This is a genomic window from Enterobacter sp. MGH119 (genome assembly GCF_001037675.1).
Lineage (GTDB): Bacteria > Pseudomonadota > Gammaproteobacteria > Enterobacterales > Enterobacteriaceae > Enterobacter > Enterobacter hormaechei_C.
Map to the genome: position 1 here is coordinate 855285 of NZ_KQ089929.1, position 19282 is coordinate 874566.

The window sequence follows — 19282 nt, forward strand, 5'->3', positions numbered from 1 at the left end:
CACGATGCGACTGGTCATTATCGGTAATGGTATGGCGGCAACCCGGCTGATTGCGTCGCTCACCGGGCGTGTTCCCGGTCGTTTCGCTGTCACCGTCATCGGTGACGAGCCGGAGCAGGCATACAACCGCATCCAGCTTTCGCCAGTGCTGGGTGGCGAAAAGCAGGCGGAGCACATCTGTCTGCACGATGAAGACTGGTACACGGCACGAGGCGTGACGGTGCTGCGAGGAGAAACGGCGCTCGCAGTAGACGTCAACGCGCGTGAAGTGCATACCTCTGCTCGCACGCTGGGCTGGGATGCGCTGGTGTTTGCCACCGGTTCTACCCCTGTTGTGCCGCCGATCCCCGGCGGCGATGCGCCGCATGTGTTCACCTTTCGCACCCTGGCAGAAACCCGCGCCATCCAGAATATCTCCGGGCCGGCGGTAGTGCTGGGCGGCGGCGTACTCGGCGTGGAGGCAGCGGCAGCGCTGGCGCGCAAGGGTGACAACGTCACGCTCGTGCATCGCGGTCCGTGGCTGATGGAACAGCAGCTGGATCAGCAGGCGGGACTGTTGCTGGAAGAGGCGCTGGCGGCGCGGGGCGTTAGCTGTGAACTCGCCTCCGGCATCACCGCCATCGCTGACGATGCCGTGACGTCGCTCGACGGACGCCGCATTGCCGCCACGCGCGTGGTGCTGGCAACCGGCGTGCAGCCCAACGTTGCGCTGGCGAATGCCAGCGGCATTCGCTGCGCGCGCGGCATCGTGGTGGATCAGGAGATGCAAACCTCCGTGCCGGGTATCTACGCCATCGGCGAGTGCTGCGAAATTGACGGCCAGACGTTTGGCCTGGTGGCCCCCTGTCTGGCGCAGGCGGATATTCTTGCCGCGCGGCTGGCCGGGGAGGTCACCGCGCCGTTTACCCTGACCGACAACGGCGTGCGCCTTAAGGTGACCGGCGTGGATCTGTTCAGCCTCGGGCGCGCGACGGCGCAGGCGGACGATGTGGTCTGGAGTTCATGGGATCCGCTGACCCGTCACTATCGACGTTTACTGATCCATCAGGGGGCGTTGGCTGGCGTGCTGCTGCTGGGTGACTGCCGCAGCGCGGCAACCTTTACCGATTTACTGGCAACGGCTGCGCCCGCCCACGCGGACTGGCTGTTCGATCGTTTCACAACGCAACCGCAGGTTGCAGGACAGAACGCTATGACAAAACCTACTCTGGTGGTGGTTGGGCACGGTATGGTCGGCCATCATTTCCTCGAAGACTGCGTTAACCGCAATTTGCATCAGCAGTATCAGATTATTGTTTTTGGCGAAGAGCGCTATGCCGCCTATGACCGCGTGCATCTGTCGGAATATTTTGGCGGACGCAGCGCGGACTCGCTCTCGCTGGTGGCGGGGGAGTTCTTTGCCGATAACGGCATTGAGCTGCGCCTCTCCCAGCAGATCGTTGCTATCGATCGTGATGCACACGTAGTGCGTACCGCCAGTGGCCATGAGACTCACTGGGACAAGCTGGTGCTGGCGACCGGCTCGTACCCGTTCGTACCACCCGTTCCGGGCAACGATCTGCCGGGTTGTTTTGTCTACCGCACCCTCGACGATCTGGACAACATTGCGGCCCATGCGGCAGGCTCTCGCCGCGGTGTGGTGATTGGCGGCGGCCTGCTGGGGCTGGAGGCGGCGAATGCGCTTAAGCAGCTCGGGCTGGAAACCCACGTGGTGGAGTTTGCGCCTAACCTGATGGCGGTGCAGCTCGACAGCGACGGCGCGGCAATGCTGCGTAAGAAAATTGAGGCGCTGGGCGTAGGGGTACACACCAGTAAATCGACGACGGAGATTGCCACCGCAGACGACGGGCTGGTGCTGCGCTTTGCCGATGGTGAACAGCTGGAAACGGACATGGTGGTCTTCTCTGCTGGTATTCGGCCGCAGGACGCGCTGGCGCGCAGCAGCGGGCTGGCTGTCGGCGAGCGCGGCGGGATCTGCATTGACGACGGCTGCCGGACCTCCGATCCGGATGTGCTTGCCATCGGGGAATGCGCGCTGTGGGAGGGGAAAATCTTTGGCCTGGTGGCACCGGGCTACCAGATGGCGCGCGTGGCCGCCGCTGTGCTGGCGGGTGAGGCGAAGCGCTTCACCGGCGCGGATATGAGTACCAAACTCAAGTTGCTGGGCGTGGATGTGGCGTCGTTTGGCGATGCTCACGGGCGCACGCCGGGCGCGCTGAGCTACCAGTGGACGCACGGGCCGCAGCAAATCTACAAAAAGATTGTGGTCAGCCACGACAGCAAAACCCTGCTGGGTGGCGTGCTGGTGGGCGATGCCAGCGAATACGCCACGCTGGTGCAGATGATGCTCAACGGCATCAGCCTGCCAAAAGAACCGGAAACGCTGATCTTACCCGTATCGTCAGGCAGCGCGCCGAAAGCGCTGGGCGTGGCGGCGCTGCCGGAAAGCGCGCAGATCTGTTCGTGTCATAACGTCAGCAAAGGGGATATCTGCCAGGCGGTAAGCGCGGGTGCGACGGATATCGGCGCCATTAAGCAGTGCACCAAAGCGGCGACCGGCTGCGGAGGCTGTAGCGCGCTGGTGAAGCAGGTGATGGAGTTCCAGCTTGCAGAGCAGGGCGTGGAGGTGAAAAAGGATATCTGCGAACACTTCCCGTACTCGCGTCAGGAGATTTACCACCTGGTGCGCGTCAACCATATCCGCACCTTCGACCAGCTTATCAGCCGCTACGGTCAGGGGCACGGGTGCGAGATCTGTAAGCCGCTGGTGGGATCGGTATTGGCTTCCTGCTGGAACGAGTATCTGCTGAAACCGGCGCATCTGCCGTTGCAGGACACTAACGATCGCTATTTCGCCAATATTCAGAAGGACGGAACCTACTCCATCGTCCCGCGGATGCCTGCGGGTGAAGTGACCGCCGACGGGCTGATCGCCATCGGCCAGATCGCGAAACGCTATAGCCTTTACAGCAAAATTACCGGCGGGCAGCGTATTGACCTGTTTGGCGCCACGCTCGAACAGTTGCCGGAAATCTGGCAGGCGCTGGTAGAGGCCGGGTTTGAGACCGGACATGCTTACGGGAAATCCCTGCGCACGGTGAAATCCTGCGTCGGGTCGACCTGGTGCCGCTACGGCGTGCAGGATTCCACCGGCCTCGCGGTCAGGCTGGAGCACCGCTACAAGGGGCTGCGCGCGCCGCACAAAATCAAAATGGCGGTCTCCGGCTGTACCCGTGAGTGCGCAGAGGCGCAGAGCAAAGACGTAGGGGTGATTGCCACGGACAAAGGCTGGAACCTCTATCTGTGCGGCAACGGCGGGATGAAGCCGCGCCACGCGGATCTCTTCGCCAGCGATCTGGACGACGAAACGCTGATCCGCACCGTTGACCGTTTCCTGATGTTCTACATTCGCACGGCAGATCGTCTGCAACGCACCAGTACCTGGATGGATAACCTGGAAGGCGGCCTCGACTATCTGCGCGAGGTGATCCTCAACGACAGCCTGGGGATCGCCCTTGAGCTGGAGCAGGAGATGGCCCGGGTGGTGGAGACCTACCAGTGCGAATGGCAAACCACCCTTAACGATCCTGACCGCCTGGCGCTGTTCCGCACCGCGGTGAACGTCCCCGCCGCGGAGCAGAACAAGCGCTGGCAGGAAATTTGTAATATCGATGAGATCCCGGAGCAGGCGGGCATCGGTGCGCATCTTGGGCGCAAACCGATTGCGCTGTTCCGCTTTGGCAAAAACGTTTATGCCCTCGACGATCGGGAGCCGGGTAGCCGCGCGAACGTGCTTTCACGCGGCATCCTCGGCGATGCGGCGGGGGAACCGGTGGTGATCTCGCCGCTCTACAAGCAACGTATTCGTCTGCGCGACGGCTGTCAGGTGGAGAATGGCGAACCCGTGGTGCGCGCCTGGCCGGTAAAAATTGAAAACGGCAAGGTATGGGTTGGAAATGAAGAGCTGGTGATGCGTGCGGAGGCCTCATGACCGAAACCCGGACAACGTGCCCTTACTGCGGGGTGGGCTGCGGCGTGGTCGCCAGCGCAGACGGTGAAAAGGTGAGCATTCGGGGGGATGAAACTCATCCGGCGAATTTCGGTCGTCTGTGTGTAAAAGGATCTGCCCTCGGGGAAACCACGGGGTTGCAGGGACGCCTGCTGCGCCCGGTGGTCGATGGCCGGGAGGTGGAATGGCCGCAGGCGCTGGGCGAAGCGGGCGAGCGGTTACGGAACATCATCAACGAATGGGGGCCGCAGGCGGTGGCGTTTTATGCCTCCGGCCAGCTGTTGACCGAGGATTACTATGCCGCCAACAAGCTGATGAAAGGCTTTATCGGGGCGGCGAACATGGATACCAACTCGCGGCTGTGCATGTCATCGGCGGTGGTGGGCTACAAACGCGCCTTCGGTGAAGACGTGGTGCCGTGCAGCTACGAGGACGTGGAAAACAGCGATCTGGTGGTACTCGTTGGCTCAAACGCGGCCTGGACGCATCCGGTGCTGTATCAGCGGCTGGTGCAGGCAAAGCACAACAATCCGCAGATGAAAGTGGTCGTGATCGATCCGCGTAAAACCGCCACCTGCGATATAGCCGATCTCCACCTCGCGCTCAGACCCGGCAGCGACGCCGGGCTGTTTGTGGGGTTGCTCAATCTGATTCAGGGGCGGGGCGAGTGGCCGATCCCTCGCGTGGCGGCGTTTTGCGATCTGCCTTCAGACGAGATTGGCACCTTCTACGACTGGTTTATCACCGCGCCACGCGCGATCACGCTCTACACCATGGGGATCAACCAGTCCTCCACCGGCAGCGACAAGTGTAACGCCATCATTAACGTGCATCTTGCCAGCGGGAAGTTCAACCGTCCTGGCTGCGGCCCGTTTTCGCTGACCGGACAGCCAAATGCCATGGGCGGGCGGGAAGTGGGCGGGCTGGCGAACCAGCTGGCGGCGCACATGAACTTCGAGCCGGACGATCTCTCGCGCGTGGCGCGTTTCTGGGGAACGGAACGGCTGGCGCACACCCCGGGCCTGATGGCGGTGGAACTGTTTGACGCTATTGCCCGCGGCGAGGTGAAGGCGGTGTGGATCATGGGCACCAACCCTGCCGTGTCGCTTCCCGACAGCCACGCGGTGTGCCAGGCGCTGGCGGCCTGCCCGCTGGTCATGGTATCTGAGGTGATGCAGGAGACGGACACCAGCCGGTTTGCCCATATCCGTTTTCCCGCCCTGGGCTGGGGCGAGAAAAATGGCACGGTGACCAATTCTGAACGCCGTATCTCCCGCCAGCGCGCGTTTCTGCCTGCGCCGGGCGAGGCCAGACCGGACTGGTGGATCATCGCCCGGATCGCAGAGCAGCTCGGTTATGGCGATGCCTTCGCCTGGGAACACCCTCAGGAGATATTTTGTGAACATGCGGCGCTGACGGCGTTTGAAAATAACGGCGAACGGGCGCTAAACCTGCGCGAACTGGCGTCGCTGTCGCGAGAGGCGTGGGACGCGCTGGCGCCTTATCAGTGGCATGCCGGTGATTTCCCGCAAAGAAATCTTGTACCGGTTGATCCTTCCTCGCATGGGGCAGGCGTCGACGAATTGTACCCCTTGATACTGAATACCGGGCGGATCCGCGATCAGTGGCACACCATGACGCGCACGGGGTATGTTCCGCGCCTGATGCAGCATATTGATGAGCCTTTTGTTGAGATGAACGCAACCGATGCGGCGCGCGCTGGGCTGACTGACGGCCAGCTGGCGCGGATAAGCTCCCCGCGCGGGGTGATGGTTGCCAGAGTACGTATCTCCACCGCGCAGCGTGCGGGCGAGCTGTTTGCGCCGATGCACTGGAACGCGCAATTTGCACGGCAGGGGAAGGTCAATGCGCTGGTGGAAGGGCGGATTGATGCCGGTTCCGGCCAGCCGGAGAGTAAACAAACCGCGGTGAGGATCATGCCCTGGCTACCGGCCTGGCAGGGTGAACTGTATGCCCGCGAGCTGCCAGCGCTGCCGCCGTCGGTCTGCTGGTGGCGTAAAGCCTCACGTCTGACGGTGGCGGGGGAGCAGCCGTTGCTGTCGTGGGTCAGGGCGTACGCCAGCGGTCGGGGCTGGCAGTTACAGGTGGCACAGACGGGAGAACGCAGCAGCGTGCTCGCCTGGCATCACGGCGAGCTGATGCTGGGCTACTGGGAGGGCCATACGCTGCCGGCGCTGGCGCATGCGTTTATTGAAGAAGCCTTTGCTGCTGCACCCGTACAACTCGCTGAACGCCATGCGCTGCTGCACGGACAACGGCCGGGCGAAGATGCCGATCCCGGGCGAATTATCTGTAGCTGCTTCAGCGTGGGTGAAAATACGATACGTAAGGCGATAGCCGGAGGCTGTGATTCTGCCGCAGCGCTGGGCGTGAAGCTGCGCTGCGGCACGAACTGCGGCTCCTGCGTGCCGGAGCTGAAAGCGCTGTTGGGATAATAGTGCAAGGGCGTCGGTTGGCGGCTTCGCACCGGTACGAATTTGTAGGTCGGGTAAGGCGAAGCCGCCACCCGACAAATCTTTTCAGGATATTCCTGAAATTTCTGTTAAGACTGGTTTTCAGGGCTTATGGCGTTAACATAATAAGTGTTTGTTCATAAACACAGGTTCTGATTGACGACGTTGAAGGCTGTATCGTCCCGCATCCGTTTTTTGCTGTTACTCCCCCTTTTTACGGCTGGAGCCCTTCACGGTGCGCCGAAATCCTTCGTGCAGCAGGCGCAGAATCCGTTTGATAATAACGGCGATAGCCTGCCGGATCTCGGTATGGCGCAACCGACCACCGAAGGCGAAAAGCATCTGGCTGAAATGGCAAAGGCCTTCGGTGAAGCCAGTATGACCGATAACGGCCTGACGGCCGGGCAGCAGGCGCGACAGTTCGCGTTTGGCAAAGTGCGGGATGCCGTCAGCGGTGAAGTCAACGAGCAGATTGAATCCTGGCTTTCACCCTGGGGAAACGCCAACGTCAATGTACTGGTGGATGACGACGGCAACTTTAACGGCAGCAGCGGTAGCTGGTTTATCCCCTGGAACGACAACACCCGTTATCTGAGCTGGAGCCAGCTTGGCCTGACGCAGCAGACAGATGGGCTGGTGAGCAATGTCGGGATCGGGCAGCGCTGGGTTGCCGGAAACTGGCTGCTGGGCTACAACACCTTTTACGACAACCTGCTGGAAGACAACCTGCAACGTGCCGGGCTGGGCGCAGAGGCGTGGGGTGAAAACCTGCGCCTGTCGGCCAATTACTACCAGCCGTTCGCTGGCTGGCAGCCGCGTTCCGACATCCGCGAGCAGCGCATGGCGCGCGGGTACGACGTAACGGCCAAAGCCTGGCTTCCCTGGTTTCATCAACTGAACACCAGCGTCAGCTTTGAACAGTATTTTGGCGATAACGTCGATCTGTTTAACAGCGGTACGGGGTATCACAACCCGGTTGCGGTCAACCTGGGGCTGAACTATACCCCCGTACCGCTGGTCACCCTGACGGCTGCCCATAAGCAGGGGGAGAGCGGCGTTAGCCAGAATAACCTCGGGCTGAAGCTCAACTATCGTTTTGGCGTGCCGCTGGCGAAACAGCTTTCCGCCGGGGAAGTGGCGGCGACGCGCTCGCTGCGGGGCAGCCGCTATGATTCACCCGATCGCGATAATCTGCCCGTGATGGAATTCCGTCAGCGCAAAACCCTCTCGGTATATCTGGCCACGCCGCCGTGGGATCTTAAGCCAGGCGAAACCGTGATGCTGAAGCTGCAAATTCGCAGCAAGCACGGTATCCGGCAGATCCACTGGCTGGGTGATACCCAGGCGCTCAGCCTGACCTCACCGGCAAACGGCAACAGCAGCGATGGCTGGAGTGTGATCATGCCTGCATGGGATGATTCAGAAGGGGCGAAAAACGCATGGCGGCTAACGGCCGTGGTGGAAGATAAGGATGGGCAGCGTGTCTCCTCCAATGAGATCACGCTTTCCGTGGTGCAACCGCTCGTCGCAATGCCTGCCGACGATCCACGGTGGAAGTTGCTGCCGGATGAGTAAGTTAAAAAATGCGCTCCTGATGCACCCAGACGGCGGCTTCGACGCGGGATTTTAACTTCATTTTTTTCAGCATGTGTTTGACATGCACTTTGACCGTGCTCTCGGTGATGTCCAGACGGCGGGCGATCATTTTATTCGGCAGCCCCTGGGCAATCAGCTTCAGAATGTCACGCTCGCGCGGGGTCAACTGGCTGACGTCGCGGTCAGACGTGGCGCGGTTCGCACGCAGGCTGGCGGCCAGTACCGGCGTTAACGCTTCACTCAGCACCATCTCGCCTGCGGCAGCCTGTTGCAGCGCCTTGAGCAGATCTTCCGGCTCCATATCTTTCAGCAGATAGCCGTCTGCCCCTCGCTTGAGGGCGGTGACCACGTCTTCTTCATGGTTTGAGACGCTGAAGACTACCACCCGGCCAGAGAGGGATTTCTCCCGCAGCTTGTCGAGGGTTTCCAGGCCATTCATGCCCGGCATGTTGAGATCGAGCAAGATCAAATCAGGATCGAGCGATTCGGCAAGTTCAATACCCTGTTCGCCGTTGCTGGCTTCCCCGACGACGGTGATATCTGGCGCCATGCTGACAAGCTGTTTAACGCCAGTGCGCAGCATCGGATGATCGTCAATCAACAGGATAGATGCCGGTTCCTGATTAGTCATGGTTTTCTCCTTGAGCAGTTATGAGGGGCTTTTCGGGTATAAAGGTGACCACTACTTCGGTGCCACCTGACTCTCCCCGGCGAACCTGGCAATCACCGCGCAGGCTTTGCGCGCGGTCTCGCATGATAATTAAACCATAATGGTTCGTTCGTTCGGCATTTTCCGGCACGCCGCGGCCGTTATCCTGAACCCTGAGCTTCACCTGATTATCCTGGCAGCTGACGGTGACCGTAACGGCCGTCGCCTCGGCATGCTTGAGCACGTTGCTCAGGGCTTCACGGGCAATTTGCAGCAAATGGATCGCCTGGTGAGAGGGGACAAAACGCGGTGGCAGCTGGTAATCCAGCTTCACCGGGAAGCCCAGCCGGGCACTAAACTCCTGACAGCTGGACTCCAGCGCAGGGCGCAGCCCCGGCTCGGTGAGCTGCAAACGGAAGGTGGTCAGCAGCTCGCGAAGCTGAACCCACGAGGTGTTAAGCTCGTTGCGGATCTGGCTGAGCAGCTGTTTGCTGCTCTCGGGCATGCCTTCGTCCTGCATTTGCAGGCAGCTCACCTGCATCTTCATGCAGGAGAGGGACTGGGCGATGGAGTCGTGCAGCTCGCGGGCGATGGTGGCACGCTCCTCCATCACGATCAGCTGCTGCTGTTTCTCCTGGTGGCGGTCGAGCGCCAGCGTGGTCGTGAGCTGCTCAACAAGCGTATCGACCAGCTGCTGCTGGTCGTGGCTCAGGTGACGTCCGGCGGGCAGGGTGGCCAGCAAAATACCGTACTGGGTATGGCTGTCCATCAGCCGCCACTTGAGGGTCGTGCCGCTGGTGGTAAGCGGCGGCAAGCCGCGCGGGCACAGATGACACCCTTTATCGTCGCAGGAGATGTCCGACTGACAGGTAAATTCCTGATGGTTTTCCTCATCTTCAACGTCGTAAACCCGAAGCTCAAGATCGCGGAGCAGAGTCAGGTTTTGCAGGCCGTTCAGTACTGGCGAGAGACGTTCGCAAAGCGGTACCTGCATATGCAGGCGACGGTTCGCCTGCCAGAGGAAAGAGAGGATCTCGTTTTTTTGCTCAAGCCCGGCGGTTTTCTCCTGGACGCGTTGTTCCAGTACCGCGTAGCTCTCTGATAGCTCTGCCGACATGGTATTGAGCGCCTCGCCAAGCATCGCCATTTCGTTGCGCCCGCTGATGTGCGTGCGCTGGGTAAAATCGCGCTGTGTGACGGCGCGGGCCATCGCCAGGAGCTGTTTCCAGGGGTTAAGCAACCGCGCGCGCAGCCAGATAACCGTGAAAATCAGCAGCAAACCCATAAACAGCGCCATTGCGCGGTGAACCATCACCACACGGTCAATGCGTAACTCTGTGGTGCGATCGAATGAGGAGACAAGATGATCGATGCGTGACACAAACCCGGCGACATCCTGGGCGACCGTTTCCCGGTCTTCCGCCCGCTTCAAGCCGGGCTCCAGCTGGGTATGCCAGTAGCCCTGAAGCGCCTTAAGCTGAGATTGCTGACCGTCACGGATGGCGGCTCTTTCCAGTTCAGGGCTGAATGCGGTACGCTCCATTTCGTCGATAAGCGGTTGGTCAGCCTGCGTCAGCGGCACCGACGCCAGTAGCCGGTAACTCTGCATACGTAGCGAGCCTGCCTCGTTGATGGCATGCGCGTTACCCTGTACACCCTGTACCAGCCAGCCAGAAATAGCCATGCCAGTCACACCGATAGCGGTGGACAGCAGAACAATAAGCGCCAGCTGGTTAACCAGCGTCAGCGGAGATAAACATCTTTTTAACATAGAGTTGCCGGGCTCCTGACGTGACCTGATTGCAGGAATGGCGCTATTCTGGTGCATACCCTGGAGTATACCCATACCAATAAAGGATTACCTCTAAATTGCCAGAGGGGTAACGGTTAGTGGGTGGACGAAGCAGGGATGCCTCAGCACCGTGAAAAACCACACCTTTTTTACGTTTTGCATCTACTCATTAAGAGTGATGGCTTTTTTTTTGCCGCAAAACCTCCCACTTTTCCTTTGATTTATATCAACTTACCGCCGTCCTAAAGCCCTAATGTTTGCAGCATCATTCGAGAATCAGAGGTGTCTATGAGTCACTCTTCCGCTCCCGAAAGGGAAACTGGTGCCGTTATTACAGACTGGCGTCCAGAGGATCCGGCGTTCTGGCAACAGCGCGGCCACCGTGTAGCAAGTCGTAATCTGTGGATTTCCGTTCCATGTCTGTTACTGGCGTTTTGCGTCTGGATGTTGTTCAGTGCGGTTGCGGTTAACCTGCCAAAAGTGGGCTTTACCTTTACCACCGATCAGCTGTTTATGTTGACCGCGTTGCCGTCGCTTTCAGGCGCACTGCTGCGCGTTCCTTATGCGTTTATGGTGCCGGTCTTTGGTGGTCGTCGCTGGACGGCTTTCAGTACCGGGATCATGATCATACCGTGCGTGTGGCTCGGTTTTGCGGTGCAGGATACCTCCACACCGTTTAGCGTGTTCGTGATTATCTCTCTGCTGTGCGGTTTTGCGGGGGCGAACTTTGCGTCCAGTATGGCAAACATCAGCTTCTTCTTCCCGAAAGCGAAGCAGGGTGGCGCGCTGGGCATTAACGGCGGCCTGGGTAACATGGGCGTGAGCGTGATGCAGCTGATTGCCCCGCTGGCGATCTCTGTCTCCATCTTTGCGGCCTTTGGCGGCGGCGGTGTGACGCAGCCCGACGGTTCCGTGCTGTTCCTGCAAAACGCCTCCTGGATTTGGGTACCGTTCCTGGTGGTCTTTACCCTGGCGGCGTGGTTCTTCATGAACGATCTGTCCGCGTCCAAAGCGTCACTGAGCGAGCAGCTGCCGGTTCTGAAGCGTGGCCACCTGTGGGTGATGGCGCTGCTGTATCTGGCGACCTTCGGCTCGTTCATCGGTTTCTCCGCAGGCTTTGCCATGCTGTCTAAAACCCAGTTCCCGGACGTGCAGATCCTTCAGTTTGCCTTCTTCGGTCCGTTTATCGGCGCGCTGGCACGTTCGCTGGGCGGGATGATCTCCGACCGTCTGGGCGGGACGCGCGTTACGCTGGTGAACTTTGTTGTAATGGCCATCTTCTGTGCGCTGCTGTTCCTGACGCTGCCTGCGGGTGGTGAGGGGGGTAACTTCTTTGCCTTCTTCGGCGTCTTCATGGTGCTGTTCCTGACCGCCGGGCTGGGCAGTGCGTCTACTTTCCAGATGATCTCTGTCATCTTCCGCAAGCTGACCATGGACCGCGTGAAAGCGCAGGGTGGGAGCGACGAGCAGGCAATGCGTGAAGCCGCCACCGATACCGCTGCGGCGCTTGGGTTTATCTCTGCGATAGGCGCGATTGGCGGCTTCTTTATTCCAAAAGCGTTCGGTATCTCACTGGATCTGACCGGCTCTCCGGCGGGTGCGATGAAAGTATTCCTCGTCTTCTATATCGCCTGCGTGGTCATCACCTGGCTGGTATATGGCCGTAATACCAAGAAAAACAAGTAAGCTTGATTATCCGTTTGCGCGGCCTGAGTGCCGCGCTTTTTTTAATCGCTGAATAGTTACAACATACTAATGGCGTTACCCGTGCTCACCCGCAGGTCACGCTGTGATCGCCATCGCTTTACAGGTGTCTCTACCCCTTAATACCTAAGATGTTAAATTTTGCCTCACATATTGTACGATAAATAAAATATATCTATATAAATCATAAGGTTAAAAAAGATTAACAGCTACCGCTTTGGTGGTATTTGATCTAATACCCCCCCTCAGAGTCCCCCTTCGTCTTGATCGTTATCAATTCTCACCATCTTTCATAGCGTTACCTTCGCTGCAAATCAGCAATGTCGATTTAGAGAGCCACAGGCTCCACACAGGAGATACCCGATGAGCAAATTTTTGGACCGGTTTCGCTACTTCAAACAGAAGGGTGAAACTTTTGCCGATGGGCACGGCCAGGTTCTGGATACCAACCGGGACTGGGAAGACGGTTACCGTCAACGCTGGCAGCATGACAAAGTTGTCCGTTCTACCCACGGCGTAAACTGCACTGGCTCATGTAGCTGGAAGATTTTCGTTAAAAACGGTCTGGTGACCTGGGAAATGCAGCAGACCGATTATCCGCGTACCCGTCCGGATATGCCGAACCACGAGCCGCGTGGCTGCCCGCGTGGGGCCAGCTACTCCTGGTATCTCTACAGCGCAAACCGACTGAAATACCCGCTGATGCGTAAACGCCTGATGAAAATGTGGCGTGAAGCGAAAGTGCAGCACAGCGATCCGGTTGATGCCTGGGCCTCCATCATTGAAGATGCCGACAAAGCGAAAAGCTTCAAGCAGGCGCGTGGTCGCGGTGGTTTCGTTCGCTCTTCCTGGAAAGAGGTGAACGAGCTGATTGCGGCTTCCAACGTCTACACCGTGAAAACTTTCGGTCCTGACCGTGTGGCAGGCTTCTCGCCAATCCCGGCGATGTCGATGGTCTCTTACGCCTCCGGCGCGCGCTACCTGTCACTCATCGGCGGAACCTGCCTGAGCTTCTACGACTGGTACTGCGACCTGCCGCCAGCGTCGCCACAGACCTGGGGCGAGCAGACCGACGTGCCGGAGTCCGCTGACTGGTACAACTCCAGCTACATCATCGCCTGGGGCTCTAACGTTCCGCAGACCCGTACCCCGGATGCGCACTTCTTTACCGAAGTACGTTACAAAGGGACCAAAACCGTTGCCGTGACCCCGGACTACGCCGAAATCGCCAAGCTGTGCGACCTGTGGCTGGCGCCGAAACAGGGTACCGATGCCGCCATGGCGCTGGCGATGGGCCACGTAATGTTGCGTGAATTCCACCTCGACAAGCCAAGCCAGTATTTCACCGATTACGTGCGTCGCTACACCGACATGCCAATGCTGGTGATGCTCGAAGAGCGTGACGGCTATTACGCCGCAGGCCGTATGCTGCGTGCCGCGGATCTGGTGGACGCGCTGGGTCAGGAAAACAACCCGGAGTGGAAAACGGTCGCCTGCAACAGCAACGGCGAGCTGGTGGCGCCAAACGGCTCTATCGGCTTCCGCTGGGGCGAAAAAGGCAAATGGAACCTGGAGCAGCGTAACGGCACCACGGGTGAAGAGACGGAACTTCGTCTCAGCATGCTGGGCAGCCAGGATGAGATCGCCGATGTCGGCTTCCCGTACTTTGGTGGTGAAGGTTCCGAGCACTTCAACAAGGTTGAGCTGCAAAACGTTCTGATGCACAAACTGCCGGTTAAGCGCCTGCAACTGGCGGACGGTTCTACTGCTCTGGTCACTACCGTCTACGATCTGACCATGGCGAACTACGGCCTGGAGCGCGGCCTGAACGATGAAAACTGCGCGACCAGCTATGATGACGTGAAGGCTTATACCCCGGCCTGGGCGGAGCAGATCACCGGCGTGCCACGCGCGCAGATCACCCGTATCGCGCGTGAATTTGCGGAAAACGCCGACAAAACCCACGGTCGCTCCATGATCATCGTCGGTGCCGGTCTGAACCACTGGTATCACCTCGATATGAACTATCGCGGCCTGATCAACATGCTGATCTTCTGCGGCTGCGTCGGGCAGAGCGGCGGCGGCTGGGCGCACTACGTGGGCCAGGAAAAACTGCGTCCGCAGACCGGCTGGCAGCCGCTGGCGTTTGCCCTTGACTGGCAGCGTCCGGCCCGTCACATGAACAGCACCTCCTACTTCTATAACCACTCCAGCCAGTGGCGCTACGAGACGGTTACCGCCCAGGAACTGCTGTCGCCGATGGCGGATAAATCCCGCTACAGCGGCCACCTGATTGACTTCAACGTGCGCGCTGAGCGTATGGGCTGGCTGCCGTCTGCGCCGCAGCTGGGCACGAACCCGCTGCGCATTGCGGAAGCGGCGAAGAAAGCGGGCATGTCACCGGTTGACTACACCGTTAAATCCCTCAAAGACGGCTCAATCCGATTCGCGGCAGAACAGCCGGAGAACGGTAAAAACCATCCGCGTAACCTGTTCATCTGGCGCTCTAACCTGCTGGGTTCGTCCGGTAAAGGCCATGAATACATGCTGAAATACCTGCTCGGTACCGAAAACGGTATTCAGGGTAAAGATCTCGGCAAGCAGGGCGGCGTGAAGCCAGAAGAAGTTGAATGGAAAGACAACGGTCTGGACGGCAAGCTGGATCTGGTGGTAACGCTGGACTTCCGTCTGTCCAGTACCTGCCTGTACTCCGATATCGTGCTGCCTACCGCCACCTGGTACGAAAAAGACGACATGAATACGTCGGATATGCATCCGTTTATTCATCCGCTGTCTGCGGCCGTTGACCCGGCATGGGAATCAAAAAGCGACTGGGAAATCTACAAAGACATCGCGAAGAAATTCTCCGAAGTCTGTGTAGGGCACCTGGGCAAAGAGACCGACGTGGTGACGCTGCCAATCCAGCACGACTCCGCTGCCGAACTGGCGCAACCGCTGGACGTGAAGGACTGGAAAAAAGGCGAGTGCGACCTGATCCCAGGCGTAACCGCGCCGCACATTATTCCGGTTGAACGTGATTACCCGGCAACGTACGAGCGCTTTACCTCTATCGGCCCGCTGATGGAAAAAATCGGTAACGGCGGGAAAGGGATCGCCTGGAACACCCAGAGTGAAATGGACCTGCTGCGCAAGCTCAATTACACCAAAGCGGACGGCCCGGCGAAAGGCCAGCCGATGCTGAACACGGCGATTGATGCGGCGGAAATGATCCTGACCCTGGCCCCGGAAACCAACGGCCACGTGGCGGTGAAAGCCTGGGCGGCCCTGAGCGAGTTTACCGGTCGTGACCATACGCACCTGGCGAAGAATAAAGAGGAAGAGAAAATCCGCTTCCGCGATATTCAGGCCCAGCCGCGCAAGATTATCTCCAGCCCGACCTGGTCTGGCCTCGAAGATGAACATGTGTCCTATAACGCCGGATACACCAACGTTCACGAGTTGATCCCATGGCGCACGCTGTCTGGCCGTCAGTCTCTGTATCAGGATCACCAGTGGATGCGTGACTTCGGTGAAAGCCTGCTGGTTTACCGTCCGCCAATCGACACCCGCTCCGTGAAAGCGGTGATGGGTGCGAAATCGAACGGTAACCCTGAGAAGGCGCTGAACTTCCTGACGCCGCACCAGAAGTGGGGTATCCACTCCACCTATAGCGACAACCTGCTGATGCTGACCCTGTCGCGCGGGGGGCCAATCGTCTGGATGAGCGAAGCGGACGCCAAAGATCTGGGTATCGAAGATAACGACTGGATTGAAGTGTTCAACAGCAACGGTGCCCTGACGGCACGTGCGGTGGTGAGCCAGCGCGTACCGGCCGGGATGACCATGATGTACCACGCGCAGGAACGTATCGTTAACCTGCCGGGGTCTGAGATCACCGAACAGCGCGGCGGTATTCACAACTCCGTGACCCGTATTACGCCGAAGCCGACCCACATGATCGGTGGCTATGCCCAGCTGGCCTACGGCTTTAACTACTACGGCACCGTAGGATCGAACCGCGATGAGTTCGTGGTGGTACGTAAGATGAAGAATATTAACTGGTTAGATGGCGAAGGTAATGACCAGGTACAGGAGAGCGTAAAATGAAAATTCGTTCACAAGTCGGCATGGTGCTGAATCTGGATAAATGCATCGGCTGTCATACCTGCTCAGTCACCTGTAAAAACGTCTGGACCAGCCGTGAAGGTATGGAGTACGCCTGGTTCAACAACGTGGAAAGTAAGCCGGGCACCGGCTTCCCGACCGACTGGGAAAACCAGGAGAAGTGGAAGGGCGGCTGGATCCGTAAAATCAACGGCAAACTGCAACCGCGCATGGGTAACCGTGCCATGCTGCTGGGTAAAATCTTCGCTAACCCGCATCTGCCGGGCATCGATGATTACTACGAGCCGTTTGATTACGACTACCAGAACCTGCACAACGCGCCGGAAAGCAAACACCAGCCGATCGCCCGTCCTCGCTCGCTGATCACCGGCCAGCGCATGGACAAAATTACCAGCGGTCCAAACTGGGAAGAGATTCTGGGCGGCGAGTTCGAAAAACGCGCCAAAGACCAGAACTTCGAGAACATGCAGAAGGCGATGTACGGCCAGTTCGAAAACACCTTCATGATGTACCTGCCGCGCCTGTGCGAACACTGCCTTAACCCGGCGTGCGTGGCGACCTGCCCAAGCGGCGCCATCTACAAGCGTGAAGAAGATGGCATTGTGCTGATCGACCAGGACAAGTGCCGCGGCTGGCGTATGTGCATCACCGGCTGCCCGTACAAAAAAATCTACTTCAACTGGAAGAGCGGTAAGTCTGAGAAGTGCATCTTCTGCTACCCGCGTATCGAAGCCGGTATGCCGACCGTCTGCTCAGAGAGCTGCGTAGGTCGTATCCGCTACCTCGGCGTGCTGCTGTACGACGCGGACGCGATTGAAAATGCCGCAAGCACCGAGAACGAGAAAGATCTGTATCAGCGTCAACTGGACGTCTTCCTCGATCCAAACGATCCGAAGGTTATTGAGCAGGCGCTGAAAGACGGTATTCCGCAGAGCGTGATTGACGCCGCACAGCAGTCTCCGGTGTACAAAATGGCGATGGACTGGAAGCTGGCCCTGCCGCTGCACCCGGAATACCGCACGCTGCCGATGGTCTGGTACGTGCCGCCGCTGTCTCCGATTCAGTCTGCGGCGGATGCGGGTGAACTGGGCAGCAACGGCATTCTGCCGGACGTGGAAAGCCTGCGTATCCCGGTTCAGTATCTGGCCAACCTGCTCACCGCCGGGGATACCCAGCCGGTACTGCTGGCGCTGAAACGTATGCTGGCGATGCGTCACTTCAAACGTGCGGAAACTGTTGACGGCGTGAACGATACCCGCGCGCTGGAAGAGGTTGGTCTGACCGAAGCGCAGGCGCAGGAGATGTACCGCTATCTGGCAATCGCTAACTACGAAGATCGTTTCGTGGTGCCGAGCAGCCACCGTGAACTGGCTCGCGAGGCCTTCCCGGAGAAAAGTGGGTGTGGCTTTACCTTTGGCGACGGTTGCCACGGGTCAGACAGCAAATTCAACCTGTTCAACAGCCGCCGCATCGACGCGATGGATGTGACCAGCAAAACGGAGCCGCACCAATGATTGAACTCGTCATTGTTTCGCGTCTGCTCGAGTACCCTGATGCTGCGCTTGTGCAGCATCAACAGGAACTCTTTGATGCACTCGCGTCATCTGAAAACCTGGATAAAGAGGATGCCCAGAAGCTGGGCGTTTTCCTCCGCGATCTGCTGGCGCGCGATCTTCTTGATGCGCAGGCGGACTACAGCCAGCTGTTTGACCGGGGTCGTGCCACGTCTCTGCTGTTGTTCGAACACGTTCACGGTGAATCCCGCGACCGTGGTCAGGCGATGGTGGATCTGATGGCCCAGTACGAGCAGCACGGTTTGCAACTCGACAGCCGCGAGCTGCCGGATCACCTGCCGCTGTATCTGGAATATCTGGCGCAGTTGCCGAAAGAGGAAGCGCTGGGCGGGTTGCAGGACATTGCTCCCATTCTGGCGTTGCTCGGCGCGCGTCTCCAGCAACGTGAGAGCAGCTATGCAGTCCTGTTTGATCTGCTGGTGAAACTGGCTAACGCCTCGGTTGACAGTCAAAAAGTGGCGGAAAAAATCGCGGATGAAGCCCGGGACGATACCCCACAAGCACTGGATGCCGTCTGGGAAGAAGAGCAGGTGAAATTCTTTGCTGACCAGAGCTGTGGCGAATCTGAAATCTCCGCGCATCAGCGTCGTTTTGCCGGAGCGGTGGCTCCGCAATATTTGAATATCTCTAACGGAGGACAGCACTAATGCACTTCCTGAATATGTTCTTCTTTGACATTTACCCGTATATCGCGGGCACCGTGTTCCTGGTGGGAAGCTGGCTGCGTTATGACTATGGCCAGTACACCTGGCGTGCTGCCTCCAGCCAGATGCTGGATCGTAAAGGGATGAACCTGGCGTCAAACCTGTTCCACATCGGGATTTTGGGGATTTTCGCCGGTCACTTCCTGGGGATGCTGACCCCGCACTGGATGTACGAAGCGTGGCTGCCGATTGACGTGAAGCAGAAGATGGCGATGCTCGCCGGTGGCGCCTGCGGCGTGATGACCCTGGTGGGTGGTCTGTTGCTGCTGAAACGCCGTCTGTTCAGCCCACGCGTGCGGGCTACCACGACCGGAGCGGACATCCTGATCCTCTCCCTGCTGATGGTGCAGTGTGCGCTTGGTCTGCTGACCATTCCATTCTCTGCGCAGCATATGGACGGCAGCGAGATGATGAAGCTGGTGGGATGGGCGCAGTCTGTCGTGACCTTCCGCGGGGGCGCCTCTGAGCATCTGGACGGCGTGGCGTTCATCTTCCGCGTTCACCTGGTGCTGGGTATGACCCTGTTTGTGCTGTTCCCGTTCTCTCGCCTGGTGCACATCTGGAGTGCGCCGGTGGAGTACCTGACGCGCAAATATCAGGTTGTGCGTGCTCGTCGCTGATTCGCTGTATTAATACAACCCCGCATATGCGGGGT

The 19282-nt window shown here is 58.9% G+C and carries 10 protein-coding genes; 8 read left to right on the top strand and 2 right to left on the bottom strand.

Annotation, left to right across the window (positions count from 1 at the left end):
* Nucleotides 1–4 precede the first annotated feature (4 nt).
* The 3 genes from nirB to SK53_RS04025 all read left to right on the top strand — a co-directional run bounded on the left by nirB (nt 5) and on the right by SK53_RS04025 (nt 8058).
* On the top strand, nt 5–3991 hold the full coding sequence (nirB, locus tag SK53_RS04015; protein WP_075262509.1) for a nitrite reductase large subunit NirB: 3987 nt from the start codon (nt 5–7) through the stop codon (nt 3989–3991).
* Nucleotides 3988–6465, top strand: a complete 2478-nt coding sequence (locus SK53_RS04020) for a nitrate reductase (protein WP_048208568.1) — start codon at nt 3988–3990, stop codon at nt 6463–6465. Before nirB ends, SK53_RS04020 begins: the two co-directional genes overlap by 4 nt.
* A gap of 174 nt (nt 6466–6639) precedes the next feature.
* On the top strand, nt 6640–8058 hold the full coding sequence (locus SK53_RS04025) for a YchO/YchP family invasin (RefSeq protein ID WP_048208570.1): 1419 nt from the start codon (nt 6640–6642) through the stop codon (nt 8056–8058).
* Between the two features lies 1 nt (nt 8059).
* Here the strand turns inward: SK53_RS04025 and narL are convergent, their stop codons facing one another.
* Both narL and narX read right to left on the bottom strand, forming a co-directional pair.
* A complete protein-coding gene (gene narL / locus SK53_RS04030) occupies nt 8060–8710 on the bottom strand; it encodes a two-component system response regulator NarL (protein ID WP_003856701.1) in 651 nt (216 codons plus the stop codon).
* Complete coding sequence (gene narX / locus SK53_RS04035; protein ID WP_048208572.1) at nt 8703–10499, bottom strand: nitrate/nitrite two-component system sensor histidine kinase NarX; 1797 nt, start codon at nt 10497–10499, stop codon at nt 8703–8705. The genes narL and narX overlap by 8 nt, the downstream gene beginning before the upstream one ends.
* 309 nt (nt 10500–10808) lie before the next feature.
* Here narX and SK53_RS04040 point away from each other — a divergent pair, with 309 nt between their 5' ends.
* From SK53_RS04040 to narI, 5 genes are all read left to right on the top strand, one after another.
* Entirely contained in the window at nt 10809–12206 is a 1398-nt protein-coding gene (locus tag SK53_RS04040) for a NarK family nitrate/nitrite MFS transporter (protein ID WP_003856705.1), read from the top strand.
* Nucleotides 12207–12587: 381 nt separating this feature from the next.
* Entirely contained in the window at nt 12588–16331 is a 3744-nt protein-coding gene (locus SK53_RS04045; protein WP_003856706.1) for a nitrate reductase subunit alpha, read from the top strand.
* Nucleotides 16328–17863, top strand: coding sequence for a nitrate reductase subunit beta (gene narH / locus SK53_RS04050; RefSeq protein ID WP_017384243.1), 1536 nt, complete (start codon nt 16328–16330; stop codon nt 17861–17863). Before SK53_RS04045 ends, narH begins: the two co-directional genes overlap by 4 nt.
* Complete coding sequence (narJ, locus tag SK53_RS04055; protein WP_022651366.1) at nt 17860–18570, top strand: nitrate reductase molybdenum cofactor assembly chaperone; 711 nt, start codon at nt 17860–17862, stop codon at nt 18568–18570. The genes narH and narJ overlap by 4 nt, the downstream gene beginning before the upstream one ends.
* Entirely contained in the window at nt 18570–19247 is a 678-nt protein-coding gene (gene narI / locus SK53_RS04060) for a respiratory nitrate reductase subunit gamma (RefSeq protein ID WP_003856712.1), read from the top strand. The genes narJ and narI overlap by 1 nt, the downstream gene beginning before the upstream one ends.
* Nucleotides 19248–19282: the final 35 nt, after the last annotated feature.